This is a genomic window from Jatrophihabitans sp., assembly GCF_051960575.1.
Taxonomy (GTDB): Bacteria; Actinomycetota; Actinomycetes; order Mycobacteriales; family Jatrophihabitantaceae; genus JBQCEE01.
In genome coordinates this window covers 1-24053 of sequence record NZ_JBQCEE010000341.1, presented here as the reverse complement: position 1 = coordinate 24053, position 24053 = coordinate 1, and the positions used below count along the sequence as shown (strand labels likewise).

The 24053-nt window shown below is 72.8% G+C and carries 25 protein-coding genes; 11 read left to right on the top strand and 14 right to left on the bottom strand.

The window, feature by feature from the left end:
* A partial coding sequence (locus tag ACTHMS_RS19145; protein ID WP_440308259.1) for an AAA family ATPase occupies positions 1–1185 on the bottom strand: 1185 nt, incomplete at its 3' end.
* Positions 1186–1352: 167 nt separating this feature from the next.
* On the opposite strand from ACTHMS_RS19145, the gene ACTHMS_RS19140 reads away from it, so the two are divergent.
* Complete coding sequence (locus tag ACTHMS_RS19140; protein WP_440308257.1) at positions 1353–1682, top strand: hypothetical protein; 330 nt, start codon at positions 1353–1355, stop codon at positions 1680–1682.
* A 7-nt stretch (positions 1683–1689) separates the two neighbouring features.
* On the opposite strand, the gene ACTHMS_RS19135 is transcribed toward ACTHMS_RS19140, so the two are convergent.
* The gene (locus ACTHMS_RS19135; protein ID WP_440308256.1) at positions 1690–2262 is read right to left on the bottom strand and encodes a hypothetical protein; all 573 of its coding nucleotides are present in this window, start codon (positions 2260–2262) and stop codon (positions 1690–1692) included.
* 42 nt (positions 2263–2304) lie between these two features.
* Between ACTHMS_RS19135 and ACTHMS_RS19130 the strand changes: the two genes are divergently transcribed.
* From ACTHMS_RS19130 to ACTHMS_RS19105, 6 genes are all read left to right on the top strand, one after another.
* Entirely contained in the window at positions 2305–3078 is a 774-nt protein-coding gene (locus tag ACTHMS_RS19130; protein WP_440308255.1) for an endonuclease/exonuclease/phosphatase family protein, read from the top strand.
* 13 nt (positions 3079–3091) lie between these two features.
* Positions 3092–3931, top strand: coding sequence for an oxidoreductase (locus ACTHMS_RS19125; RefSeq protein WP_440308254.1), 840 nt, complete (start codon positions 3092–3094; stop codon positions 3929–3931).
* 138 nt (positions 3932–4069) lie between these two features.
* Positions 4070–4972 carry an adenylate/guanylate cyclase domain-containing protein gene (locus ACTHMS_RS19120; protein WP_440308253.1) on the top strand — a complete coding sequence of 301 codons (903 nt, stop codon included), beginning with the start codon at positions 4070–4072 and terminating at the stop codon, positions 4970–4972.
* 10 nt (positions 4973–4982) lie between these two features.
* On the top strand, positions 4983–5144 hold the full coding sequence (locus ACTHMS_RS19115; protein WP_440308252.1) for a hypothetical protein: 162 nt from the start codon (positions 4983–4985) through the stop codon (positions 5142–5144).
* 47 nt (positions 5145–5191) lie between these two features.
* The gene (locus ACTHMS_RS19110; protein WP_440308251.1) at positions 5192–6190 is read left to right on the top strand and encodes a nitrilase-related carbon-nitrogen hydrolase; all 999 of its coding nucleotides are present in this window, start codon (positions 5192–5194) and stop codon (positions 6188–6190) included.
* 11 nt (positions 6191–6201) lie between these two features.
* A complete protein-coding gene (locus tag ACTHMS_RS19105) occupies positions 6202–7206 on the top strand; it encodes an agmatine deiminase family protein (RefSeq protein ID WP_440308258.1) in 1005 nt (334 codons plus the stop codon).
* A gap of 3 nt (positions 7207–7209) precedes the next feature.
* On the opposite strand, the gene ACTHMS_RS19100 is transcribed toward ACTHMS_RS19105, so the two are convergent.
* The 8 genes from ACTHMS_RS19100 to cysD all read right to left on the bottom strand — a co-directional run bounded on the left by ACTHMS_RS19100 (position 7210) and on the right by cysD (position 16191).
* Positions 7210–8061: a sigma-70 family RNA polymerase sigma factor gene (locus tag ACTHMS_RS19100; protein WP_440308250.1), complete on the bottom strand. Its 852-nt coding sequence runs from the start codon at positions 8059–8061 to the stop codon at positions 7210–7212.
* An 84-nt stretch (positions 8062–8145) separates the two neighbouring features.
* Entirely contained in the window at positions 8146–9912 is a 1767-nt protein-coding gene (locus ACTHMS_RS19095; protein WP_440308249.1) for an AMP-dependent synthetase/ligase, read from the bottom strand.
* A 128-nt stretch (positions 9913–10040) separates the two neighbouring features.
* A complete protein-coding gene (locus ACTHMS_RS19090; RefSeq protein ID WP_440308248.1) occupies positions 10041–10232 on the bottom strand; it encodes a hypothetical protein in 192 nt (63 codons plus the stop codon).
* Positions 10233–10257: 25 nt separating this feature from the next.
* Positions 10258–11877, bottom strand: a complete 1620-nt coding sequence (locus ACTHMS_RS19085) for an ABC-F family ATP-binding cassette domain-containing protein (RefSeq protein WP_440308247.1) — start codon at positions 11875–11877, stop codon at positions 10258–10260.
* Positions 11878–11910: 33 nt separating this feature from the next.
* Positions 11911–12672, bottom strand: coding sequence for an SDR family NAD(P)-dependent oxidoreductase (locus ACTHMS_RS19080; protein ID WP_440308246.1), 762 nt, complete (start codon positions 12670–12672; stop codon positions 11911–11913).
* A complete protein-coding gene (locus tag ACTHMS_RS19075) occupies positions 12669–13433 on the bottom strand; it encodes a 3'(2'),5'-bisphosphate nucleotidase CysQ (RefSeq protein WP_440308245.1) in 765 nt (254 codons plus the stop codon). The genes ACTHMS_RS19080 and ACTHMS_RS19075 overlap by 4 nt, the downstream gene beginning before the upstream one ends.
* Positions 13430–15283, bottom strand: a complete 1854-nt coding sequence (gene cysC / locus ACTHMS_RS19070) for an adenylyl-sulfate kinase (protein WP_440308244.1) — start codon at positions 15281–15283, stop codon at positions 13430–13432. The genes ACTHMS_RS19075 and cysC overlap by 4 nt, the downstream gene beginning before the upstream one ends.
* Entirely contained in the window at positions 15283–16191 is a 909-nt protein-coding gene (gene cysD, locus ACTHMS_RS19065) for a sulfate adenylyltransferase subunit CysD (protein ID WP_440308243.1), read from the bottom strand. Before cysD ends, cysC begins: the two co-directional genes overlap by 1 nt.
* 130 nt (positions 16192–16321) lie before the next feature.
* Here cysD and ACTHMS_RS19060 point away from each other — a divergent pair, with 130 nt between their 5' ends.
* Genes ACTHMS_RS19060 through ACTHMS_RS19050 form a run of 3 tightly spaced genes read left to right on the top strand, consistent with a single transcriptional unit; the run spans position 16322 to position 19515 of the window.
* A complete protein-coding gene (locus ACTHMS_RS19060) occupies positions 16322–17491 on the top strand; it encodes a hypothetical protein (RefSeq protein ID WP_440308242.1) in 1170 nt (389 codons plus the stop codon).
* A complete protein-coding gene (locus ACTHMS_RS19055) occupies positions 17488–18624 on the top strand; it encodes a sulfotransferase family protein (RefSeq protein ID WP_440308241.1) in 1137 nt (378 codons plus the stop codon). Before ACTHMS_RS19060 ends, ACTHMS_RS19055 begins: the two co-directional genes overlap by 4 nt.
* A gap of 33 nt (positions 18625–18657) precedes the next feature.
* A complete protein-coding gene (locus ACTHMS_RS19050; protein WP_440308240.1) occupies positions 18658–19515 on the top strand; it encodes an NAD-dependent protein deacetylase in 858 nt (285 codons plus the stop codon).
* 3 nt (positions 19516–19518) lie between these two features.
* On the opposite strand, the gene ACTHMS_RS19045 is transcribed toward ACTHMS_RS19050, so the two are convergent.
* Together ACTHMS_RS19045 and ACTHMS_RS19040 are read right to left on the bottom strand one after the other, a co-directional pair.
* Positions 19519–20802, bottom strand: coding sequence for a hypothetical protein (locus ACTHMS_RS19045; protein ID WP_440308239.1), 1284 nt, complete (start codon positions 20800–20802; stop codon positions 19519–19521).
* Entirely contained in the window at positions 20799–21305 is a 507-nt protein-coding gene (locus ACTHMS_RS19040; RefSeq protein WP_440308238.1) for a SigE family RNA polymerase sigma factor, read from the bottom strand. Before ACTHMS_RS19040 ends, ACTHMS_RS19045 begins: the two co-directional genes overlap by 4 nt.
* Before the next feature lie 179 nt (positions 21306–21484).
* Here ACTHMS_RS19040 and ACTHMS_RS19035 point away from each other — a divergent pair, with 179 nt between their 5' ends.
* Positions 21485–22012: a DUF3145 family protein gene (locus tag ACTHMS_RS19035; RefSeq protein ID WP_440308237.1), complete on the top strand. Its 528-nt coding sequence runs from the start codon at positions 21485–21487 to the stop codon at positions 22010–22012.
* A gap of 220 nt (positions 22013–22232) precedes the next feature.
* On the opposite strand, the gene ACTHMS_RS19030 is transcribed toward ACTHMS_RS19035, so the two are convergent.
* Both ACTHMS_RS19030 and ACTHMS_RS19025 read right to left on the bottom strand, forming a co-directional pair.
* A complete protein-coding gene (locus ACTHMS_RS19030; protein ID WP_440308236.1) occupies positions 22233–23378 on the bottom strand; it encodes a DUF5685 family protein in 1146 nt (381 codons plus the stop codon).
* A 483-nt stretch (positions 23379–23861) separates the two neighbouring features.
* The coding region (locus ACTHMS_RS19025) for a helix-turn-helix domain-containing protein (RefSeq protein ID WP_440308235.1) at positions 23862–24053 on the bottom strand (192 nt) is incomplete at its 5' end.

Below are 24053 nucleotides of genomic sequence, written 5' to 3'. Positions count from 1 at the left end.
GTGGTGTGGGTTGGTGTCCCAGACGTACGCCAGCGCGTCGAGGCCGCCGGGGCCCCCCGCGGGGTCGGGGGCCCCCGCACGCGGCGCGAGCCCCCCCAACTCCACCGCCACGCGAGGCGGGCCGCGCGCGGCGCCCGACGTCGCAGCCCGCGGCGCATGCTGCAGCACCGCCGCGTGGTCGCCGGCGCCCACGGCGTGGTGGGTGAGCCGGCGGTCGTCGGCGCCGAGCGCGCGCCGGGCGGCGAGCGCGGCGGCGTGCAGCGCGGCGCGGCGCCCGGGCGGCAACCGGTCGTCGACCGCGCGACGGGCCAGCTCGTGCCGGAAGCTCCAGCCGTCGCCGTCGGCCACCAGCATGCCGCGGGCGACGCACTCGTCGAGCGCGGCGGCCGGTTCGCCGGCGAGCGTCAGCAGCGACCCGGCGTCGGCCCGCGCGCCCAGCACGGCGGCGACGTCGAGCACCCGGTGCGCAGCGGGCGTCAGCGTGTCGACGCGGGCGAGCACCGCCTCGCGCACCGTCGGCGGCAGCCCGACGTCGGCCGCCGCCAGCACCTCGGTGACGTAGAACGGGTTGCCGCCGGTGAGTGCGTGCAGTTGGTGGGCGTCGAGGGATGCCGCGGCGCCGGTGACGAGCTCGGCCACACCGGCGACCGTCAGCGGCGCGACGGTGAGGCACCGGCCGGCCGTCGCCGACGCGGTCTCGGCGACGAGACGGGTCAGCGGCGGGCTGCGGTGTGCCTCGTCGTCCCGGTAGGTCGCGACGACCGCCAGCGGCTCGTCGCCCAGCCGGCGCCCCAGCCAGCGCAGCAGGTCGAGCGTCGCCTCGTCGGCCCAGTGCACGTCCTCGAGCACGAGCACGGTCGGCCGCTCGACCAGCCGCGCACGCAGGCGTCCGAACAGCTGCAGCCGGTCGCCGTCGAGCTCGTCCGCGACCTCGGGCGCCGCCTCGACGACCGCGGCCAGCGCGCCCGCCACGGCGATGTCGTCGCACCAGCCCCGCCGCACGACGACGTCAGGGCCGAGCGCGCCGAGCAGCGCGGTCACCAGACTGGTCTTGCCGACGCCCGCCTCGCCGCCGAGCAGCACGAGTGCGCCGCGCGGCGTGCGCGACGACACCGCGCCCTCCACGGCAGCGCGCAGCGTCGCCAGGATCGCGTCCCGCTCGACGAGCACGGCGACATTGGACATCCGCACGCACGGGATTGGGGAGTCGATGTCCGAGTTGGGTAGAGCGGACGTGACGGACATCGCGGCGGGCGGCGGTTCTTCGGCGTTTCCTGCTGGCGGCGACGTCGTTGGTTGGAGCAGGATGAACCCGCCGACGCCGGCGGGGGACAGGTACGGAGGCCGCGGACATGAGCACGAGCACGATCAGCACGACGATCGCGTCAGCACCGGTCGTCCTGGACGCCGAGGGCGTCCGTCTGGCCCGGCAGATCGAGCTGCAGAAGCTGCTCGAGACGGCCGCCTACTACGCCGAGAAGTGGTACGGCGCGAGCTACCTGGTCGTCGACCGCACCGGTCGTCCCGAGACCGCCGACATCAAGGCCGTGCACCCCGAGAAGGGCCTGCTCGACCTCTGGGACCTCAACTTCATGCTCTGGGACGAGGCGCACTGGGCCGCGACGCGGCTTGTGCCGGTCGGCGGCGTCGTCCTCGCCCAGCCGCACCTGCACCGCGACTGATCGCAGGTCACGCCGCGTCGGGCGCGATCCCGAGCCGGCGCAGCAGCACGAGGAAGGCCACGGCGAAGTCGTTGTCGGCGGTGGCCCGCTCGAGGTCGTCCCAGTCGAGTTGTTCGCGCACCGCTCGCACCGGCGGCAGCAGCGCGCCGAAGTCGCAGTAGTGCTCGTTCATTGCCCGGAACTTGGCGACCATGATCTGCTGCGCGGGCAGCACGGGCATCCAGACCCCGAGCACCTGGTGCGACGGCGCGTCGCGCACGGTCGCCGCCGTCACCGCGCGTCCGTTCTGCTGGAAGAGCAGGTCGACGAGCACCTCGTCCTCGTCAGCCCCCTCGCCGCAGTCCCACGCCTTATACAGCCAGCCCTCTGGCGGACGCTCGGTGCGGAAGCCCGCCTTGTCGAGGGCGGCGAGCGCCTGGTCGGCGTCGGCCTCCGGCACGACGAGGTCGACGTCATGCACCGGCTCGGCCGCACCGTGCACCCACAGCGCGTAGCTGCCGCCGAGCGCGAAGTCGATGCCCGCGTCGGTGAGCGCCGCGGCCGACCGTTTCAGGGCGTGACGCAGCCGCTCCGGTGACATGCCGGTGTCCTACCCGGCCACGCGGGCGGGTAGGCAGACGGAGTGCGCCTCGTGACCTTCAACCTCCTGCACGGCCGCTCGCTCGACGACGGCGAGGTTGACCTCGACCGCCTCGCCCGGGACATCGAGCAGCTCGACCCGGACATTCTGGCGCTGCAGGAGGTCGACCGTGACCAGCCGCGCAGCCATCTCGCCGATCTGACCCAGGTGGCCGCCACGGCGATGGGTGCGGTGTCGCACCGGTTCGTCGCGGCGCTGGCGGGCACGCCCGGCGCGACCTGGATCGCCGCCACCGGACGCGAGCAGCCGGGCACCGCGTCGTACGGCATCGCGCTGCTCTCGCGGTACCCCGCCGAGCACTGGCAGACGGTGCGCCTGCCGAAGCTGCCGGCGCGCACGCCGGTCTACCTGCCGGAGCCGGGGAAGTTCCTGCTGCTCAAGGAGGAGCCGCGGGCCGCGGTGATCGCGTCCCTGCGCACCCCGCTCGGGCCGGTCACGGTCGTCAACACCCACCTGTCGTTCGTGCCGGGCTGGAACTACCTGCAGCTGCGGCAGCTCACCCGCAGCCTGGCGCCGTTCGCGGAGCCGGTGGTGCTCACCGGCGACCTCAACATGACCGGCGCGATGCCCGAGCGCATCAGCGGCTACCGCGCGGTCGCGCACGCGCCGACGTTCCCGCGCAAGCGGCCCACCCGTCAGCTCGACCACGTGCTCGTCCGTGGGACGCTTCCCCCGGTGACGAGGGTGGAGGCCCTGTCGATGCGGGTGTCCGACCACTGCGCGCTCGTCACCGAGTTCGGGCACGGGGTCACCTGACGGGAGCAGCGCAATGGGCGTCGTCCTCATCACCGGTTGTTCGAGCGGGATCGGCGCCGCGACGGCCGCCCACCTCGCCGCCGAGGGTCACACCGTCTACGCGACCGCCCGCCGACCCGAGACGCTCGACGGGCTCGTGGCGCAGGGCTGCCGAGCGCTGACGCTCGATGTCACGGACGAGGCGTCGATGGCCGCCGCGGTCGAGGCGGTCGAGGCCGAACACGGCGCGGTCGACGTGCTGGTGAACAACGCCGGGTACTCGCAGAGCGGCGCGCTCGAGACGATCCCGCTCGAGGACATCCGGCGGCAGTTCGAGACCAACGTCTTCGGGCTGATCCGGCTCTCGCAACTCGTCCTGCCCTGCATGCGGCGGCAGCGGTCCGGGCGCATCGTCAACATCGGGTCGATGGGCGGCAAGCTCACCTTCCCCGGTGGCGGCGTCTACCACGCGACGAAGTACGCCGTCGAGGCGATCTCGGACGCACTGCGCTTCGAGGTGCAGGGCTTCGGCGTCAAGGTGGTGCTCATCGAGCCCGGCCTCATCGTCACCGACTTCGCCACCGCCGCCACCAACTCGATGGCCGACCTGCCCGACAGTGGGCCGTACGCCGAGTTCAACCGGGCGGTCACGTCCGCCACGACCGAGGCCTACCGAGGCCCCCTCAGCCGGCTCGGCGGCGGCCCGGACGCCGTGGCGAAGGTCATCGCGAAGGCCATCGCCGCGCCGCGCCCGAAGGCGCGCTACCGCGTCACGGCGTCCGCCCACCTCGCGATCACCCAGCGCGCGCTGACACCCGACCGGCTGTGGGACGTCGCGATGCGCGCGCAGTTCCCGGTGCCCCGCGAGTCCTGACGCCACGCCGCCGACCCCGATGATCTCGGGGAAACCCCGGCCTGCGCCGGGGTTTCCCCGAGATCATCGGGAGTGACGGCGCCCGCGTGGCGCGCCGCCAGCCGACAGGCGTGACCTCGGGTAACGGATACTGGGGCGGTGACCCCGACCCAGCGACGCGTGCAGGCGCTGCCGGCGCAGCAGCAGAGCGCGAACGCGTTCGCCGAGCGGCTGGCGGCGATGATCGAGCGGAACCCGCTCGTGCGCGACGCGGCGGTCGAGGTCGGCCTGGTGGACGCGGAGTGGCTGGCCGATCCGGCGCACCGGCAGCCGCGCGTGGCGCCGCCGGTGGACGTGATGCGCCGGTTCCTCGAGCGGGCGGTCGAACGGCACCCGTCTGCGCTCGGCGCGCTGGGCGTGAGCGGCCTGCAGCTGCTGTCGTGGGACCTGCTCTGGAACCGGGGGATCGGCACCCGCTCGCGGGACACGCCGAACGTCGCGACGGTCGTCTTCGTCGACCTGGAGGGGTTCACCGGCTTCACCGCCGAACGCGGCGACGACGCCGCGCTCGAACTGCTCGGGCACCACGAGCGGGCCGCCGCGGCCATCGTGCGCCGGTACGGCGGCCGGATCGTCAAACGGCTCGGCGACGGGCTGATGCTGGTCTTCCCGACCGCCTCGGCCGGGCTGCGCGCCGCCGTCGAACTGGTCGAGCACCCGCCCGAGCCGCTGCGGCTGCGCGCCGGCGTGCACACCGGGCAGGTCATCGTGACCTCCGACGACCTCGTCGGGATCGTCGTCAACGTCAGCGCGCGCGTCACCGGCATCGCGCACGGTGGACAGGTGCTCGCCACGGCGGACACGCTGGCGCAGGCGGGCGAGCTGCCCGACCTGCGGATCGGCAAGGTGCGGCCGCGTGTGCTGCGCGGCGTCGCGGACAAGGTCGACGTCGCGCGCGTGCGGCGGGCGGACGCGGTGGGAGCAGGCGCTGGTCGAGGCGGCGCGCGGGGTGTGGCAATCGCCACCGGGTCGTCGGGGGACGATCACCGGCCGTCGTCGTAGCGTTGCCGGTATGGAGGGGAAGCTGTCGTCCCGTGCCTCGCGGGCGCTGCTGTGGCGCCTCGTCTCGTACCTCGCCGCGGCCACGGTGGCCGGCATCGCCGTCGCGTCGGCGCCGCGCTCGCCGGCAGACGCCGCGCCGCGGGGGGCCCGGTCGGCGGCCTCGCGCGGCTGACCACCGGCCGGTTCCAGCGCCGCCGGGCGTCGTGCGAGGCTCTCGGCATGCAGATCCGCGTGATCACGGCGCCGCTCGATGCGGAGCTGCCGCCGTCACCCGCCCGAGTGCACGAACCCGAGCTGCCGCCGCTGCGCATCGGCGTCGTCCAGCACGCCTGGACGCCCGACCGCGACGCGCTGCTCGCCTGGCTGCACGCGGCCGTCGACGCTGCCGCGGCGCACGGTGCGAAGGCGGTCTTCCTGCCCGAGATCGTGCTGTCGCGCTACCCAGCCGACACGCTGCCCGAGACCGCGCCGGGCGACACCGCCGAGGACCTCGAGACCGGGCCGACCGTCACATTCGCCCGCGAGGCGGCGCAGCGCAACGGCGTGTTCGTGCACGCGTCGCTCTACCGGCGCGCGGCGGCCGAGGACGGCCTCGGGCTCAACACCGCCGTGCTGATCGCGCCGTCGGGTGAGCTCGTCGGTGCCACGAACAAGCTGCACATCCCGGTGACGGCCGGCTATTACGAGGACAAGTACTTCCGCCCCGGCCCGCCGGACACCCCGTACCCGGTCTACGCACCCGGCGGCCTCGGCGGTGCACGCATCGGCATGCCGACCTGCTGGGACGAGTGGTTCCCCGAGGTCGCGCGCGCCTACTCGCTCGGCGGCGCGAACATCGTCGCCTACCCGACCGCGATCGGCTCGGAGCCCGACCACCCCGACTTCGACACGCAACCGCTGTGGCAGCAGGTGATCGTCGGCAACGGCATCGCCAACGGGCTGTTCATGGTGGTGCCGAACCGCACCGGCGCCGAGACCCGCGACGACGGCACGCCCGGCAACACCTTCTACGGGTCGTCGTTCGTCAGCGACCCCTACGGACGCGTGCTGGTACAGGCGCCGCGCGACGAACCGTGTGTGCTCGTCGCCGACCTCGACCTCGCCCAGCGGCAGGACTGGCTCGACCTCTTCCCGTTCCTGCGCACCCGGCGTCCGGACACGTACTCGACGCTCGTCGCGCCGGTCGACGCCGAGCACCCGTACGGGCGGGAGCGGTGACCGACTGGGTCATGCCGCACGAGGGCGACCCTCAACAACGGTTGTGGCTCGCCTTTCCGACGGCGGGCTACACCCTCGGCGACACGGGCGAGGACGCCGAGACGGCGCGCCGCACGTGGGCGGCGGTCGCGAACGCGGCCTCCGAGTTCGAGCCGGTGACGGTGGTCGTGCACCCGCGTGACCGCGATGTCGCGCCGACGTACCTGTCTGCCGCCGTCGAGCTGCGCGAGTTCGTCATCGACGACGCGTGGATGCGTGACTCGGGGCCGACGTTCGTGCGCGGTGCCGACGGCCGCGCCGGCGCGGTCACCTGGGTCTTCAACGGCTGGGGCGCGCAGTCGTGGGCGATCTGGGACCACGACGCGCTGCTCGGTGCACAGATCGTCGACTGGACGGGCGTCGAGCGCGTCGACTCCACGCTGGTCAACGAGGGCGGCGGCATCCACGTCGACGGCCTCGGCACGGTGCTGGTGACCGAGACGGTGCAGCGCGACCCGGGCCGGAACGCGGGGCTGTCGCGCGCCGACATCGAGGCCGAGCTGGCCCGCACCATCGGGGCGACGGCCGTCGTCTGGCTGCCCCGCGGGCTCACCCGTGACTCGGACACCTTCGGCACCCGCGGGCACGTCGACATCTGCGCGACGATCAGCTCGCCCGGTCGCGTCCTGCTGCACGACCAGCGTGACGCCTCGCACCCAGACCACGAGGTCACCGCCGAGTTGCGGGCGACGCTCGCCGCGGCGCGCGATGCGCGCGGCGAGACGTTCGAGATCGTCGACCTGCCGGCTCCACAGGTGTTGCAGGACGACGGCGGCTACGTCGACTTCAGCTACGTCAACCACGTGCTCGTGAACGGCGGCGTCATCGCGTGCGCCTTCGACGACCCGCACGATGCCGACGCCGCCGCGATCCTGCGCGACGCCTACCCGGGCCGCGACGTGGTCACCGTCGACGCCCGCCCGCTGTTCGAGCGCGGCGGCGGCATCCACTGCATCACCCAGCAGCAGCCCGCCTAGGGCTCAGAGGTAGTCGACCTCGAGGGTGGCGAGGCGCTCGGGGTCGGCGACGAGGACGAGTTCGGTGATGCGGTCGTCGACGACGGTGAACTCGAAGGCGACCTTCACCTCGCCGGCCACGGCCCAGACGCCGCCGGGCACGCCGTCGAGCAGCGCGAGCCGCAGCGCCTTCGCACGGCCGTTGTAGGCGGTCGCCACCGCCTGCGCCGTGCGGATCTCGACCTCGGCGCCCATCGCGGCCGCCACGGCGTCGGCCCGCACGACCACGTCGGGCGCCAGCACCGCGAGCAGGTCGTCGAACCGGCCGTGGCGCGATGCTTCGAGAAACGCCTTGACCACCCGTTGCTGCCGCGCGACGTCGATCGAGCCGTCGGGTCGCCGGCCCTGCACCCGCCGGCGGGCCCGGCTCGTCAGCTGCCGCACGGCGTCGGGGGAGCGGCCGACAATCTCGGCGATCTCGTCGAACGGGACGGCGAAGACGTCGTGCAGCACGAACGACAGCCGCTCGACCGGACGCAACGAGTCGAGCAGCACCACCAGCGCGGGCCCGACCGCGTCGCCCAGCAGCGCCTCGCGCTCGGGGTCGGGCCCCGTGTCGTCGGCGCGCGGGGGAGCCTCGTCGAGCGGGTCCTCACGCCGGGCGGCGCGCCGTCGCAGCTGGTCGAGGCACAGCCGTGAGACGACGGTCGTCAGCCAGGCCGACAGGTTGTCGATCTCGCCGGCGTCGGTGCGATGCAGGCGCAGCCACGCCTCTTGCACCACGTCATCGGCGTCGGCCGCCGACCCGAGCAGTTGCCGCGCCACCGCGTGCAACCGGTCGCGCTCGGCCTCGAACCGCTCGGTGATCGCGTCCATGGTCAACCTCCACGCTCCCTCTTGTCCCCGGTCCCAGTCAGATCTGGCCGTCGGAGATGACTGGGCCGGGGGACAAGCGGCATCTCAACGGGCGTAGAGCGACTCGATCTCGGACGCGTACTTCTCGGCGATCGGCTTGCGCTTGAGCTTCATCGTCGGGGTGATCTCGGGACCACCGGGCTCCCAGGTCTCGGGCAGGATCGTCCACTGCTTGACCTGCTCGACGCGCGAGAGCTTCTCGTTGGCCACCTTCACGCCCTGCTCGAACACCGCGCGGATCGCCGGGTCGTCGACGAGCGACTTCGGCGAGCCGTCGGCGAGCCCGTGCTGCGCGGCGAACGCCGCGGCGGCGTCGGGGTCGAGGGTGAACAGCGCGACGACGTAGGGGCGGTCGTCGCCGATCACGGCGGTCGGGCCGGCCAGCGGGATCGCCGCGCGCAGCTCGTTCTCGATGTTCGCCGGCGACATGTTCTTGCCGGACGCGTTGATCATCAACTCCTTCTTGCGGTCGACGATCTTCACGAACCCGTCGGCGTCGATGGACGCGATGTCGCCGGTGTGCAGCCAACCGTCGGCGTCGATCGTCTCGGCCGTCTTCTCCGGGTCGTTGCGGTAGCCGCGCATCAGCAGCGGCCCGCGCACGAGCAGCTCGCCGTCGTCGGCGATGCGCAGCTCGCAGTTCGGCAGCGCCTGCCCGACCGTGCCGACCTTCTGCTGCCCCGGGCGGTTCACCGTCACGGCGCACGACGTCTCGCTCATGCCCCAGAGCTCGCAGACCGGCAGGCCGAGCCCGAGCACGAACTCGAGCGCCTCGGGCGCGATGGCCGCCGCGCCGGTGGCGGCGAACTGCACGCGGTCGAGCCCGAGCCGGGCCCGCACCTTGCTCAGCACCAGCCGCTCGGCGAGCTCGTGCTGCACCCGCAGCGGCAGCGGCACCGGCGCGCGATCGGACATGAGCCGCGCGCGCTGCTTGCCGACCCCGAGCGCCCAGTCGGCCAGCTGGCGCTTCGGCTTCGACGGCTCGGCCGCGAGCTGCGCCTCGATCCCGGCCCGCAGCTTGTACCAGGTCTGCGGCACCGCGCCGAAGACCGTCGGCCGGATGCGCGGCAGCGTGGTGATGAGCTGCTTGAGGTCGGCGACCGTCACCACCTGGATGCCGGTGATGAGGTTGCTGTAGTGCGAGCCCCACCGGTTGGCGATGTGCGCGTCCGGCAGGTAGCTGATGACGATGTCGTCGAGGCCCGGCGTGATGATCGCGTTGGTGCCCTCGACCTCGGCGATCATGTTCGCGTGGGTGAGCTCGACACCCTTCGGTGGGCCGGTCGTGCCCGACGTGTAGATGATCGTCAGCACGTCGCCCGGCTCGACCGCCCGCCAGGCCGCGTCGAAGTCGAACCCGGTGTCGCCGGCGTCCTCGAGCGCGTCGAGGGTGATGGTGCCGTCGAGCGGCTCGTCGATGCAGACGATGTGCTCGACCTGCGTACCGGCGGCGCCGGCGGTGACCTGGTCGAGGAACTGCGCCTCGCAGACCACCACCCGGTTGCCGGCGTTGCCGAACAGGTGGCTGATCTGCCCACCGGTGAGCGTGTTGTAGATCGAGAACGGCGTCGCGCCGAGATGGATCGCGGCGGTGTCGACGAGATGGAACTCCGGCCGGTTCGTCAGCATGATGCCGACGGTGTCGCCGCGCCCGACCCCGAGCGCCGCCAGCCCGGCCGCGATGCGCCGCACCCGTGCGGCGTAATCACGCCACGTCAGGACGACCCGGTCGTCGGACGAGCGGATCGCGATCGCGTCCGGTCGCTTGGTCGCCGTGGACTGGAACGCCGCACACAGGGTGGCTGGACTCATGCGGGCATCCTGCCCCGCGACCCGACGACCCGCCAGACGACAGGCGGCAGTGCGGAGGTTCCGCTTGTCCCCCGTCCCAGTCGTTTCCGACGCGCGGAACTGACTGGGCCGGGGGACAAGCGGTGCGTTCAGAGGTCGTACTGCGGCGGCCGCCGCTCGTCGGGGTCCTCGTCGACCGGCGTGCGGTGCTCGAGCACGTCGGCCTCCTCCGCCTCGAGCGGCAGGTCGCGCCCGTGCTCGTCGGCCTCGTCCACCTCGACCTCGGCCAGGTCGGCCGGACGCAGGTCGGGCACGGTCTCCTCGGGATCCGGTTCGGTCATGCGGCCCACGCTAGACCGCACCGCCTCATCGGACGCGAGCCACCCGCGTCTCGTCGAAGACCGGTTCGTCCGATTCGTACACCCTGCCGTCGGCGCCGAAGACGAGGAAGCGTTCGAGCGAGCGCGCGAACCAGCGGTCGTGCGTCACCGCGACGACCGTCCCCTCGAACGCGTCCAACGCCTCCTCGAGCGCCTCGGCCGACAGCACGTCGAGGTTGTCGGTCGGCTCGTCGAGCAGCAACAACGTGGCGCCGGAGACCTCGAGCAGCAGGATCTGGAAGCGCGCCTGCTGGCCGCCGGACAGCGAGCCGAACAGCTGCTCGGCCTGCTGCTCGAGCCCGTAGCGCCGCAGCACCGACATCGCCGGTCCGCGGGCGAGCGACGGCCGGTCGTCGGCACCCGCCCACAGCACGTCGAGCAGGGTCGAGGTCGCCCACTCTGGGTGCGCGTGCGTCTGCGCGAACAGTCCGGGCACGACCCGCGCGCCGAGCCGCCACGCACCGCGGTGCGCGATCTCGGCCCCGCCGAGCAGCCGCAGGAAGTGCGACTTGCCCGCCCCGTTGGCGCCCAGCACGCCGACCCGCTCGCCGTAGTACAGCGTCGTGTCGAACGGCTGCATCAGCCCGACCAGTTCGAGGCCCTCGCAGATCACGGCGCGCACGCCGGTGCGGCCGCCGCGCAGCCGCATGGTCACCCGCTGCTCCTCCGGCTTGTCCGGCGGCGGCCCGGCCTCCTCGAACCTCGCCAGCCGGTTCGCCATCGCGCGGTAGCGCGACGCCATGTCCGGGCTGATCTTGGCCTGCTGCTGCAGCGTGCGGGTGAGGTCGATCAGCCGCTGGTGCTCCTCGTCCCAGCGCCGGCGCAGCTCGGCCATCCGCTCGTGCTTCGCGGCGCGCGCCTCGTGGTACGACGCGAAGCCGCCGCCGTGCACCCACGCGGTGCCGCCCTCGACGGTGATCACGCGGTCGGCGACAGCGGCGAGCAGCTCACGGTCGTGGCTGACGAAGAGCACCGTCTTCGTGGTCTCGCGCAGCCGCTGCTCGAGCCAGCGTTTGCCGGGCACGTCCAGGTAGTTGTCCGGCTCGTCGAGGATGAGCAGCTCGTCGTTGCCGCGCAGCAGCAGTTCGAGCGCCAGCCGCTTCTGCTCGCCACCCCACAGGGTGGCGAGCGCGCGGTACTTGCACCCGTCGTAGGGCACGCCGAGCGCCGCGACCGTGACGACGTCCCAGAGCACCTCGGCGTCGTAGCCGCCGACATCGCCCCAGTGCGCCAGCGCGTTGGCGTACGCGAGCTGTCGGGGCTCGCTGTCGTCGTCCATCAGCGCCTCTTCGGCGCGCTGCACGTCGGCCCACGCCGCGCCGACGGCCGGGGCGGCGAGGTCGACGAGGAACTGCTGCACCGTCGTCGCGTCCCGCACCGACCCGATGAACTGCCGCATGACGCCGATGCGCCCGACCCGCGCGATCCGTCCGCGCTGGGTGGCCAGGTCGCCGCTGACCAGCCGCAGCAGCGTGGTCTTGCCGGCGCCGTTCGCGCCCACCAGCGCGGTCTTGGTGCCGTCGCCGACCCGCAGCGAGACGTCGTCGAACAGCACGCGCCCGTCGGGCAGCGTGAAGTCGACGCCGGCGAGATCGAGGTACCCCACCGCAGCAGTGTGCCGGACGCGATCAAGCCCGTTCTACGAGCGGAGGTACGACGCCCCGTTGATGTCGACGATCGCGCCGGTCATGTACTCGGTGCCCGGGGTGGCGAGGAAGACGACGATGCGCGCCACCTCGTCCGGCGTCGCCACGCGCCGCAGCGGGCTCTGTGCCCGGATCGCCTCGCCGGCCGCGCCCTCGAGGTACGGCGCGGCCATGTCGGTCTCGACGAACCCCGGCGCCACCGTCGTCACCAGGACGCCGTGCGGCGCGAGCTCCTGCGCCAGCGACTGCCCGAACGAGTTGAGCGCCGCCTTGCTGGCGCCGTAGGCGGTGTGCTCGGGCTCGCCGCGGTAGGCACCGCGCGAGGTGACGTTGACGATGCGGCCGCCGCCCTGCGCGACCATCACCGGCGCCACCCGGTGCGCGAGGTTCACCGGCCCGAGCAGGTTCGTGGCGAGCGTGCGCCGCCACGCCTGCTGCCACTCGTCGTACGACGTGCCGAGGATCGGGTGGTCGAGATAGACGCCCGCGTTGTTCACCAGCACGTCGAGCCGGCCGAAGCGCTCGACGACCCGCGTCACGAGGGCGTCGACCGCGGCCGGCTCACCGAGCTCGGCCTGCGCCGCCAGATGATCCCCGGACGCGAGCGAGCCCAGCGTCTGCTCGGCCGCAGCCCCGTCCGACCCGTAGTGCACGACGACCGACGCGCCGGCGGCGGCGAACTGCTGCGCGATGGCGCGGCCGATGCCGCGCGAGGCGCCGGTGACGAGCGCGACCTGCCCGGCGAAGACGCTCACACGCCTGCGTCGGCGATCGCCGCGAGGATCGGCTGCGCGAGGTCGGCCCGACAGATCAGCAGGTCGGGCAGGTAGGGGTGCGCGCTGTTGTAGACCAGCCGCGACCCGTCGACGCGCGAGGCGTGTAGTCCCGCCGCCAGCGCGACGCCGACCGGCGCGGCGCTGTCCCACTCCCACTGCCCGCCGGCATGCAGGTACGCGGCCGCGTCGCCGCGCACGACGGCCATCGCCTTCGCGCCCGCCGACCCCATCGGCCGCAGCTGCGCGCCGAGCGCCTCGGCCACCGGTGCGGCGAACGCCGGCGGGCGGCTGTCGCTGACCAGGAAGACCAGGTGGTCGTCGGTCATGCCGGCCGTCGTCCGGTCGGTGGCGTACACCGAGTCGAGCGACGGCTGCGCCACAGCCGCGGCGGTGATGTCGCCGGCGCCGTCGGCCGCCGCGCGCTCCCACAGGGCCACGTGCACGGCCCAGTCGCTGCGCGGCGGCATGCCGTACTCGCGCGTGCCGTCGAGGGGATCGATGATCCAGACGCGGTCGGCGGACAGGCGTGCGGGGGAGTCGGCCGACTCCTCCGACAGCACCGCATCGCCCGGCCGTTCCGCCGCGAGGCGACGCAACAGGAGTTGATTCGAGTCGGCGTCGCCGCGCTTGCCGAGGTCCTTGCCGGTGAGCCCGCTCTCGGCCCGCAGCCGCAGCAGCAGGGCGCCGGCCTCCTGCGCCAGGGTCGCCGCGAGGGCGGCGTCCGAGGCAGGGTCGGTCACGGGGCGATCTCCTCGATCAGCTCGATGAGCTTCGCCGCCTGCTGCGCGGCGTCGCCGTCCGACGGCACCAACCGCATCTGCGGCATGAGCGGCGGCTCGTACGGGTCGTCGATGCCGGTGAAGTTCCTGATCTCACCGGCACGCGCCTTCGCGTACATGCCCTTCGGGTCGCGCTGCTCGCAGACCTCGAGCGGGGTGTCGACGAAGACCTCGAGGAACGGCACCTCGCCCGCCTGGTGCGACGCGCGCACCTTGTCGCGGTCGGCCCGGTACGGCGAGACGAGCGAGACGACGGCGATGACGCCGGCGTCGGCCATCAGCTTGGCCACCTCGCCCACGCGACGCACGTTCTCGGCGCGGTCCTTCGCCGAGAAGCCGAGGTCGGCGTTGAGGCCGTGGCGCAGGTTGTCGCCGTCGAGCAGGTACGCGGGCCGCCCGGACGCGACCAGCCGGCGCTCGACCTCGGCGGCGACGGTCGACTTGCCCGAGCCCGAGAGCCCGGTGAGCCACACCGTCATGCCGCGGGTGCCGCGCTCCTCGGCACGCACCGAGCCGCCGTGCCAGACGACCTGCGAGTCCTTGGCCGACGCGCCGGTGATCATGCCGGCGGCGACGGTGTTGTTGGTGGCCTCGTCGATGAGGATGAACGAGCCGGTCTCGCGTGAGCGGTGGTAGGCGTCGAACATCAGCGGCACCTGGGTGCGCAGCCGGATGCGTCCGATCTCGTTCAGCGCCAGGCCCTGCGCCTGCTCGTCGCGGTGCAGCGTGTTGACGTCGAGCCGGTAATCGAGCTTCTTGATCACCGCGCGGGTCGAGCGGGTCGTGTGCTGCACGATGTAGCGGTTGTTCGGCTTGAGCTCCGAGTCGGGCGTGAGCCAGCAGACGATGGCGTCGATGTCCTGACCGACGGTCGGCCGGTTGTGCGGGCGGCTGATCATGTCGCCGCGGGCGATGTCGATGTCGTCGGCGAGCTCGACGACGACCGCCTGCCCGGCGAACGCCTCCTGGAGCTTGACCCCGCCCGGCGCCCAGACCGCCGACACGCGCGTCGAGAAGCCGGACGGCAGCACGGTGACCTCGTCGTTCGGCTTCATCACGCCGCCGGCGATGGTGCCGGCGTAGCCGCGGAAGTCGTGCAGCGTCGCGTCCTGCGACTGCTGCGGCCGGATGACGTACTGCACCGGCAGCCGCACGTCGATGAGGTTGCGGTCGCTGCTGACGTGCACGTCCTCGAGGTGCGTCAGCAGCGAGGTGCCCTTGTACCAGGGCATGTTCGCCGAGCGGTCGACGACGTTGTCGCCGGTGAGGGCGCTCATCGGCACGAACGAGAGGTCCTGCACGGTCAGCTTGGTGGCGAAGTTCTGGAAGTCGGTGCGGATCTCGTCGAACCGCTCCTTCGACCAGTCGACGAGGTCCATCTTGTTGATGCAGACGACCAGGTGGGGGATGCCGAGCAGCGTCGCCAGGAACGCGTGCCGACGCGACTGCTCGAGCACGCCGTTGCGCGCGTCGATCAGGATGATCGCCACATCGGCCGTGGACGCACCCGTGACCATGTTGCGCGTGTACTGGATGTGGCCCGGGGTGTCGGCGATGATGAACTTGCGCTTGGGCGTGGCGAAGTACCGGTAGGCGACGTCGATCGTGATGCCCTGCTCACGCTCGGCACGCAGGCCGTCGGTGAGCAGCGACAGGTCGGGCGCGTCGTTGCCGCGGGCCTTCGACGTCGCCGACACCGAGTCGAGCTGGTCCTCGAAGATGGCCTTGGAGTCGAAGAGCAGCCGGCCGATGAGCGTCGACTTCCCGTCGTCCACCGACCCGGCGGTCGCGATGCGGAGCAACTCGCTCATCAGAAGTAGCCCTCCTTCTTGCGGTCCTCCATGCCGGCCTCCGAGATCTTGTCGTCGGCCCGGGTCGCGCCGCGCTCGGTGATGCGCGCGGCGGCCACCTCGGCCACGACCTCCTCGGGCGTGCTGGCGTTCGACTCGACGGCGCCGGTGCAGGTGGCGTCGCCGACGGTGCGGTAGCGCACCATCTCGTCGAACGGCGTCTCGTCCGCGGTCGGCTGGATGAACCGGTTCACCGCGAGCAGCATGCCGTCGCGCTCGACGACGCTGCGGCGGTGCGCGTAGTAGATCGACGGCAGGTCGATGTGCTCGCGCAGGATGTAGCTCCAGATGTCGAGCTCGGTCCAGTTCGACAGCGGGAACACGCGGATGTTCTCGCCGCGCTTGTGCCGGCCGTTGTAGAGGCTCCAGAGCTCGGGACGCTGGTTGCGCGGGTCCCACGCGCCGAACTCGTCGCGGAAGGAGAAGACCCGCTCCTTCGCCCGCGCCTTCTCCTCGTCGCGGCGGGCACCGCCGAAGACCGCACCGAACTGGTGCTCGGCGATCGTGCGCAGCAGGGTGGTGGTCTGCAGCCGGTTGCGCGGTGCGTGCTCGTACTCCTCGTGCACCCGCCCGGCGTCGATGTCGTCCTGCACGTAGCCGACGATCAGCCGCAGCCCGTACCGCTCGACCGTGCGGTCGCGGAACTCGAGCACCTCGTCGAAGTTCTGGCCCGTGTCGACGTGCACCACGGGGAAGGGCACCGGCGCCGGCCAGAACGCCTTCACGGCCAGGTGCAGCATCACCACCGAGTCCTTGCCGCCCGAGAACAGCAGTCCCGGCTTCTCGATGGTGGCAGCGACCTCGCGGAAGATGTGGACGGACTCGGCCTCGAGCTTGTCGAGATGGCTCAGCTCATAGGTGACGGTCACCGCGTGTCGTCCTCGATCCTGGCGGGTCGGTTCCACCCGCGACGTGATGATCCTAGGCGTCGCGGCGTAGGGCCTGCCGTGCGCCGGGCACCGATTGACCGCAAGTAGAACACGTTCTAGTCTGCGACGCGTGATCAGCCAAGCGTTCGCCGACGCGGTGGTAGCGGCCGAGAAGCTCATCCGCGAGGCGCCGCACATCCGCTCGGAGCGCGACGTCGTCGAGGGGCTCGACTATCTCGGCGGACTGGTGCGCGCCGCCGTCGCCGGCGCCTGGGGCCACGAGAAGGACTTCCCGTACTTCGTCCGGTCGGCGACGCCGTACACGAAGGTCGGGCTCGACAACCCGGATACCCTCTACTTCAGCGCGCGCATCCGTCCCGACGCCGAGTACGTCGTCACCGGACGCCGCGGCGGCACGACCGACCTCAGCTTCCAGCTGCTCGGCGGCGACTACACGCCGGCCGAGGTGCCCGACAGCCTCAACGCCTTCGACGACCGCGCCTTCGACATCGACGCCGACGGACGCTTCGAGCTGCGCTTCGGCCCCGGGCTGAGCGGTCGCAACCGCTTCGCCCTGGCCCCGAACGCCTCGATGCTGCTCGTGCGCGAGGTCTGGTCGGACTGGACGGCCGCCCCCGGCACGATCCGCATCCAGCGTGTCGACCGCATCGGCGAGGCGCCGCCGCCGCCCGACGAGCGGCTGCTGGCCCGACGCTTCGACGCGGCCGCCAAGTCGCTCGTCTCGCAGGTGCAGACCTTCCTGCAGTTCCCCGAGTGGTTCTATCTCAAGCTGCCGGTGAACACGATGACCGAGCCACGGCTGACGCCGGGCGGGCTCGCGACGCAGTTCAGCAGCGTCGGCCACTACGAGCTCTCGCCGGACGAGGCGATGATCGTCACCGTCCCGAAGGCCGGCCCGGACGTCGCGCCGTACCAGGGCTTCCAGCTCGGCAGCATGTGGTACGTCTCGCTCAACTTCATCGACCACCAGACCTCGCTCACCGCCGACCAGGCGCGCGTGGACGCCGACGGGATGCTGCGGTTCGTCGTCAGCGAGCGGAACCCCGGTGTGGCCAACTGGCTCGAGACCACCGGGCACGACCGTGGCTACCTGCAGATCCGGTGGCAGCGCACGACCCGCGACCTCACGCCCGCCGACGGGCCGCACGTCGAGGTCGTCCCGTTCGACGCGCTGCCGTCGGTGCTGCCGTACCACGCCGACGCGCAGGTGACGCCCGAGCAGTGGCGCGACCGGATCGCCGCCCGCCAGGCCGCCGTCGCGAACCGGATGCTCGGATGACCGGGACGGCCGTCAGCCTGGGCACCGTCGACGACCTGCACGCGTCCGCGACGCGGCGCACCGGGCTGTCGGACTTCGGCGCGGGCGAGTACCGCGACGGCCTGGCCGTGCTCATCGAGAGCTACGAGCGCGACGCCGGGTTGACCGAGCTCGGCGCGAAGGTGGCGCGGGCGGGCATGCGCGACACGCTCGTCGCAAGGCTCATCGCCGAGGCGTCGTGGTGGGCGAACCCGGCCTGCGCCGACGTGCGCATCGAGCGGCCGATCTTCGTCACCGGCCTGCCGCGCACCGGCACCACCGCCCTGCACCGGTTGCTCTGCGCCGATCCGCAGGCCCAGGGACTGGAGCTGTGGCTCACCGCCGCGCCGCAGCCCCGCCCGCCCCGCGACGAGTGGCCGCAGAACCCGTTCTTCGCCGCCATGCAGGCGGGCTTCGACAAGCACCACGCCGAGAACCCCGACTTCATGGGCGTGCACTACATGGCCGCCGACACGGTCGAGGAGTGCTGGCAGGTGCTGCGCCAGACGTTCCGCTCGATCGGGTTCGAGTCGCTGGCGCACCTGCCCGGCTACTCGGCCTGGCTGCAGACGCAGTCGTGGACGGAGGCCTACGAGCGGCACCGGCGCAACCTGCAGGTGATCGGCGCGCACGAGCCGCACAAGCGCTGGGTGCTCAAGAACCCGTCACACCTGTTCGCCGTCGACGCGCTGCTCGAGACCTACCCGGACGCCCTGATCGTGGTCACCCATCGGGACCCGGTCACCGCGCTCGCGTCCAGCTGCTCGCTGTCGGCGCAGGCCACTGCCGGCCAGTCGACGGTGTTCGTCGGCGAGACCATCGGACGCGACCAGCTCGACCTCTGGGCCCGCGGCGCCGAGCTGTACCGCGACGCCCGGGCCCGGCACGACGAGGCGTCCTTCCTCGACGTCGACCAGCGTGACCTCATCGCCGACCCGATCGCCGTCGCCGAGCGCATCTACCAGCGCCTCGGCACGCCGCTGTCGGACGAGGCGCGCGCGGCGATGACCTCGCTCGGGCCGGAGGGATCGGCCGGTGCGGCGCCGGCGCACCGGTACACGCTCGAGGAGTTCGGGCTCGACGCCGACGTGGTGCGCCGCCGCCTGCACATGTGACCGCTGCCGGCACGGCCCAGGCACACTGGAACGGTGAGCTTCCTCGTCGGCACCGCGGGCACGCTCGAGACCGCGGCGGCGCTCGACGAGATCGCCGGGCTGCTCGACGACGGCGACGTGCTCGTGCTGAGCGGTGCCGGTCTGTCGACCGAGTCGGGCATCCCCGACTACCGCGGCCCGACCGGCGCCTCGCGCCAGCACACGCCGATGACCTACCAGGCCTTCACCGGCTCGCCCGAGGCGCGGCAGCGGTACTGGGCCCGCAGTCACCTCGGCTGGGGGCAGATCGCGCACGCGCTGCCGAACGCCGGGCACGACGCCGTCGCGTCGCTGCAGCGCGCGGGCCGGTTGCACGGCGTGATCACGCAGAACGTCGACGGGCTGCACCAGGCGGCCGGCGCGCAGGACGTCGTCGAGCTGCACGGCGGCCTCGACCGCGTCGTCTGCCTGACCTGCGGCAACACCGAGGGGCGTGCGTCGCTGCGTGCGCGCATGCTCGCGGCCAACCCCGACTTCGACGCCCGGATCGCGCGGATCAACCCTGACGGCGACGCCGAGATCCCCGACGAGGCGCTCATCGGCTTCGTCCCGCCGCGATGCCTGGTCTGTTCGTCCGATCTCGTGAAGCCCGACGTCGTCTTCTTCGGCGAGAGCGTGCCGAAGCCCCGCGTGCAGCACTGCTTCGAGCTCACCGCGGGCTGTCGCGCGCTGCTGGTGCTCGGATCGTCGCTGACCGTGATGTCCGGGCTGCGCTTCGTGCGCCGCGCGGCGGCCCTCGGCACGCCGATCGCCATCGTCAACCAGGGCCCGACGCGTGGCGACGAGTTGGCGACGGTGAAGCTCGAGGCGCCCCTCGGCGAGACGCTGACGGCGCTCGCCGGACGCGGCTGAGCCTCAGCCGAAGCAGGCGGCAGGTGGCGTGAGCGTCGCCACCCGTGCGGTGCCGTCGGCGAGCACCGTCGCGACCGCGGTGCGGCCGAGCACGGTCACGCCGTCGAGGTACACCGCGTCGCCGCTGGCTTGTGCGAACGAGACGCTCGCCCGCACGCGGCCCGAGTCGGGGTCGGCGCAGGCGAGCGTGCCGTTGCCGCCGATCCAGACCGCGCCGCCGCTGACCGTCGCCGTCGTGTCGTAGCCACCGCCGCTGTCGCCTGCGGCCGCCGGCGTGGGGGTGTCCAGCCGGGTCGTCGGCGCGAACTGGATCTGCGCGCCGTTGCCGGACGCGGCGGTCGACCAGAGGCCGCCGGTCGTGCCGACGAGGCCGAGCAGGGGACCGGCTGTGGTCGGGCCCGACAGCAGCCGGCCGGTGGCCGGGTCGCGCACCTCGAGCCGGGCCGAGCCGTCGTCGCCGCGCACGGCGACGAACAGGCGGGTGCCGTCGGGTGCCACGGCGAGGCCGGTGACGGGCGCGTCGACACGGAACGTCCGGTCGTGCATCGAGGCCGCACCCAGCGGCGTCTCGATGTGCACCGTGCGGCCGATGCCGATGTAGGCGGCGTCGGGGCCGCCCGCGAGCACCGGTGGCGTGGCGGCGCGGTCGAGGAAGATGCCGAACCCGCCGGACGCCGCAGCGAGGGGGTAGCTCTCGACGTCGACGCCGTGCGGATAGGTGCCCTCGACGTACCAGACCCGGTCGAGCGCGACGACGGGCCGCGGCGGGGCACCGCCGTCGACCGGGCCGTGCCCCGACTCGCTGACGTAGGACGTCGAGAGCTCGGTCGTCGCGCCCGTGCGGGGATCGATCTCGAGCAGTCGTGGACGCACGGTGGCGGTACTGACGGCGAACAGCCGGCCGTCGGCCGTCACGGTCGTGCCGGGCGCGACACGGGCATCGCCCAGGGCCCGCGCACCCCATGGGTGCACCGGCAGCGGGTCGGCACGGTGCGGCGTCGCCGTGATCGGGCGGCTGGGGGACGGGCGGGCCGGCGCACTGTCGTGCCGCGCCGACGACCACGTCAGCGCGAGCGCCACGAGAGCGACGACCATCGCCGCCGCGAGCGCCGGGAGCCAGGCCGCGCGCCGGGGTGACCGCACAGCGTGGATGCGGTGGTCGTCGCGGTGATCGTCGAGGTGTGCCGCGATGGCGTCCAGCGTGATCACCGTCGGCGGCTCGGGGGTGATGGTCTGCAACCAGTGCGCGAGCCGCTGCTCCTCGGGCGTGAAGCCGGGGTCGGTCATGACATCCCTCCGGTGAGCACGGCGGCGACCGCCGGTTCCTGGCGCAGCCGGGCCAGCGCCCTGGACGTGTGGGTCTTGACGGCGCCGACCGAGCAGCCCATCGCCTCGGCGGTCTGCGCCTCGGACAGGTCGGCGAAATAACGAAGGACGACGGCGGCGCGCTGCTGGCGCGGCAGGAGGTCGAGACAGGCCTGCAGGTCGCGGCGCCGGGCGGCGTCGTCCATGGCGTCACGGCCGGTGCCGACGGTGTCGGGCAGTTCGTCGCTCGGGATCTCACCGGTCCAGCGCCGCTTCCGCCAGGCGAGGAAGGTGCGGGTGAGGACCACCCGGGTGTACGCCTCGGGCGCGTGCTGCGCCGTCGCCCAGTGCGTCCAGGTCGCCGCGTAGGCCGTCTGCAGGAGGTCCTCGGCCGCCGCCCAGTCGCCGGTGAGCAGCCAGGCGGCCCGGTGCAGGGTGCGCGACGACGACCCGACGAAGGCGCTGAAGCGGTCCGGCGCGGTCACGTTCACACCTGATCAAAGCGGACGGGGGTCGGGAAAGGTTGACAGCCGCCCGGCACGTCGACCGAGATCGTTTTCAATGCACTGGCGTAACAGCCACCTCATGCGTCACAATGGGGACGCACAACTCCGCCGAGACGGGCCGCTGGGGAAGGCGTCGCGTCGAAACAAGGAGGTGTGCGATGTCGAACGTCCGGACCAGGACGGACCGAGTGCTGCCCACCACGCGCGGCGTGGTGTACCTGCACTCGTGCCCGCCTGCCCTCGCCCCGCATGTCGAGTGGGCGCTGGCCGGCGTGCTCAACCGACCCGCCCGCCTCGAGTGGACCAACCAGCCGGCCAGCCCCACGCAGCTACGCGCCGAGGTGGCCTGGATCGGCCCGACCGGCACCGCTGCCGCGCTGGCCAAGGCCCTGTCGGCCTGGCCGATGCTCGTCTTCGAGATCACCGAGGAGGGCACCGCCGCCTCGGACGGTGAGCGGCTCGCCTACGTCCCGGGCCGCGGCTTCCACCGCAGCATGATCAGCGCCAGCGGCGACGTCGTCGTCGGCGAGGAGCGGCTGCGCGGCCTTGCTGCCCGCGCCCGGTCGGTCGAGGAGTTCCAGCACGGCCTCGCCGACCTGCTCGGTGCCTCGTGGGACGCCGACCTCGAGCCGTACCGCATGGGCGGCCACGGCGCCCCCGTCACCGTGCTCCCCGCCGTCGTCTGACCGCTCGTCCCGCTGCGTCCACACACGATCTTGTGCAGGACGCGTCTGGGATCGCGCGCGCCGTGCACAACGTCGTCGCGGCGATGTGGACCTTGTGCAGGACGCGCGCAAGCCAACGCGCGCCGTGCACGAGGTCGCCGACGCGCTGTGGATCTTGTGCAGTACGCGCGCACGCTGACGCGCGTCAGGCACAAGATCGACGCGTTCGCGCCGGGCAACCTCAGCAGCTGCAGTCGCATCCGCAGTCGCAACTCCCGCAGTCGCAGCCGTCGCCGCTGCAACATCCGTTGCACGCATGGCTGCACGCGCACTGGCAACCGTCCTCGCACAGATCACCGGCGCAGTCCTTCGCGCAGTGCCGACACCGACCGCGACCGTGCGGATCGTCGCCGCAGGCCTCACAGGTGCCACAGGCGACGAGGGACGCGAGCCAGACGCGGGTGCGTGACCGCGGCGGTGGCGGCGCCTCCCAGCCGGTCGGCGGCTGCTGCTGAGGTGGCAGCGGCGGGGTGAGCGGTGGCGGGGCGGGCGCCGTGGCGCGGAACGAGCGTCGCACCGCCTGCTCGGTCTCGTGCACGAGCAGCGCGTGCACGAGGGACGCGTCGTCGAGTCGCACGTCGCGCAGCGCCAGGCGGATGCCGAGCACCGCGTCGTCGCAGACCGCCCGCACCTCGCCGGGCGAGAGGCCGAAGCGGTCGATCGGGTTCCACGCGCCGCGTCGCCGATCGGCGGCGAGGTCGTCGACCGCGTCGAGCGCGTACGCCAGCCGCCCGAACAGTCCACCGATCTCCGCCAGCGCCGGCGCGTTCGCCGGGCGACCCGCCAGCGCCGCGGTGTGCGCGAAGACCAGCGCCGTCGCCGCCTCCGTGGGTGCGCTCGCGTCGAGCAAGGTGCGGGCGGCACGCTCGCGATGCGGCTGCTCGGCGACGGCGGTCAGCAGCGCCCCGGCGTCCAGACCGAGAGCGTCGGCCGACTCGCCACCCGCCGCGGCGAAGCGCTGCCCGACCAGAGCGGTCGTGCGGCGCCGCAGCGGCCCGCGCACGTCGCCGTCGGCCAGGTGGTCGTCGAGCTTGCCCGCCGCGAGCAGCAGTGACACGGTCGCGGCGAAGCGCGCCGCGCCGCCGTCGGTGACCGTCGCGCCGCGCAGGCCCCGCAGCGCGCACGGCCCGACGACCCGCTGCCGCACGGCCGGCTGCTGCGCCTCGATCAGTGCCGACAGGACGACCGCGTCGTAGTTGGTGACAAAGCGCGCCATGTGCCCGTGGTGGTCGCGCAGGGCGAGGCAGAGCCCGCAGAGATGGCCCATCCACCGCGTCCGCAGCTCGTCGCCGAACCGGTTGCGACACGGACGCAGGATGCCGAACACGCCCGCAGCCTAGGGCCTCGGTGATCATCCCGGGATGACCACAACCTCCGGGATGCCCGCCTTCCCGGCGGTCGTGGTCAGGTTTTCGGGCTCTCCCCAGATGAGGGTGTAGGTCGGCCAGGCGCGTCGGTCCGCAGATAGACGTCGGGGTCTCCCGACGATGGAGGTTCCTACGTCATTCATCCGAAAGGCCTCGACGTGTCCGACGCTACCCCGCCGGCCGGCTTCGGCCGCCCTGACCTGACCGCCTTCGCGTCTCATCCCAATCGACCCTGATCGAGTCTGCTGACCCCCTCGACGAGAACGCAGCGACATCACAGCCACCCAACCCCGACCGTCCGGGAAGCCGGGGCACGTCACATGGCCTGTGCTGCGGGCGTGTCGAGTGGGTCGTCCAGGGGCGACGCAGGAGCGTCGACGCGACGTGCTGAGAGGTGGTTCCAGTCGAGCAGCTAGGACACCGGCTACGGGCATGGCGATAGGTCAGGAACGGCGTCGCTCCCTGCGCAGGAGGGAGCGCAGAGTCTCGGCGTTCGCGTAGCCGACCCGTCGCGCGATTTCGGCGGAGGTGAGGTCCGTGGTTGCTGAGAGGTGCCGAGCTCGTTCGATGCGAAGCCGTTGGACGAAGCCGAGCGGAGTGAGGTTGAGCGCCGCACGGACTCGTCGTTCGAGGGT

Bases quoted from the DNA above. Each gene is read 5' to 3' on its own strand.
- ACTHMS_RS19140 (WP_440308257.1), top strand. From the start codon at position 1,353: ATGAGCACGAGCACGATCAGCACGACGATCGCGTCAGCACCGGTCGTC.
- ACTHMS_RS19135 (WP_440308256.1), bottom strand. From the start codon at position 2,262: ATGTCACCGGAGCGGCTGCGTCACGCCCTGAAACGGTCGGCCGCGGCG.
- ACTHMS_RS19125 (WP_440308254.1), top strand. From the start codon at position 3,092: ATGGGCGTCGTCCTCATCACCGGTTGTTCGAGCGGGATCGGCGCCGCG.
- ACTHMS_RS19115 (WP_440308252.1), top strand. From the start codon at position 4,983: ATGGAGGGGAAGCTGTCGTCCCGTGCCTCGCGGGCGCTGCTGTGGCGC.
- ACTHMS_RS19110 (WP_440308251.1), top strand. From the start codon at position 5,192: ATGCAGATCCGCGTGATCACGGCGCCGCTCGATGCGGAGCTGCCGCCG.
- ACTHMS_RS19105 (WP_440308258.1), top strand. From the start codon at position 6,202: ATGCCGCACGAGGGCGACCCTCAACAACGGTTGTGGCTCGCCTTTCCG.
- ACTHMS_RS19100 (WP_440308250.1), bottom strand. From the start codon at position 8,061: ATGGACGCGATCACCGAGCGGTTCGAGGCCGAGCGCGACCGGTTGCAC.
- ACTHMS_RS19095 (WP_440308249.1), bottom strand. From the start codon at position 9,912: ATGAGTCCAGCCACCCTGTGTGCGGCGTTCCAGTCCACGGCGACCAAG.
- ACTHMS_RS19090 (WP_440308248.1), bottom strand. From the start codon at position 10,232: ATGACCGAACCGGATCCCGAGGAGACCGTGCCCGACCTGCGTCCGGCC.
- cysC (WP_440308244.1), bottom strand. From the start codon at position 15,283: ATGAGCGAGTTGCTCCGCATCGCGACCGCCGGGTCGGTGGACGACGGG.
- ACTHMS_RS19055 (WP_440308241.1), top strand. From the start codon at position 17,488: ATGACCGGGACGGCCGTCAGCCTGGGCACCGTCGACGACCTGCACGCG.
- ACTHMS_RS19045 (WP_440308239.1), bottom strand. From the start codon at position 20,802: ATGACCGACCCCGGCTTCACGCCCGAGGAGCAGCGGCTCGCGCACTGG.
- ACTHMS_RS19035 (WP_440308237.1), top strand. From the start codon at position 21,485: ATGTCGAACGTCCGGACCAGGACGGACCGAGTGCTGCCCACCACGCGC.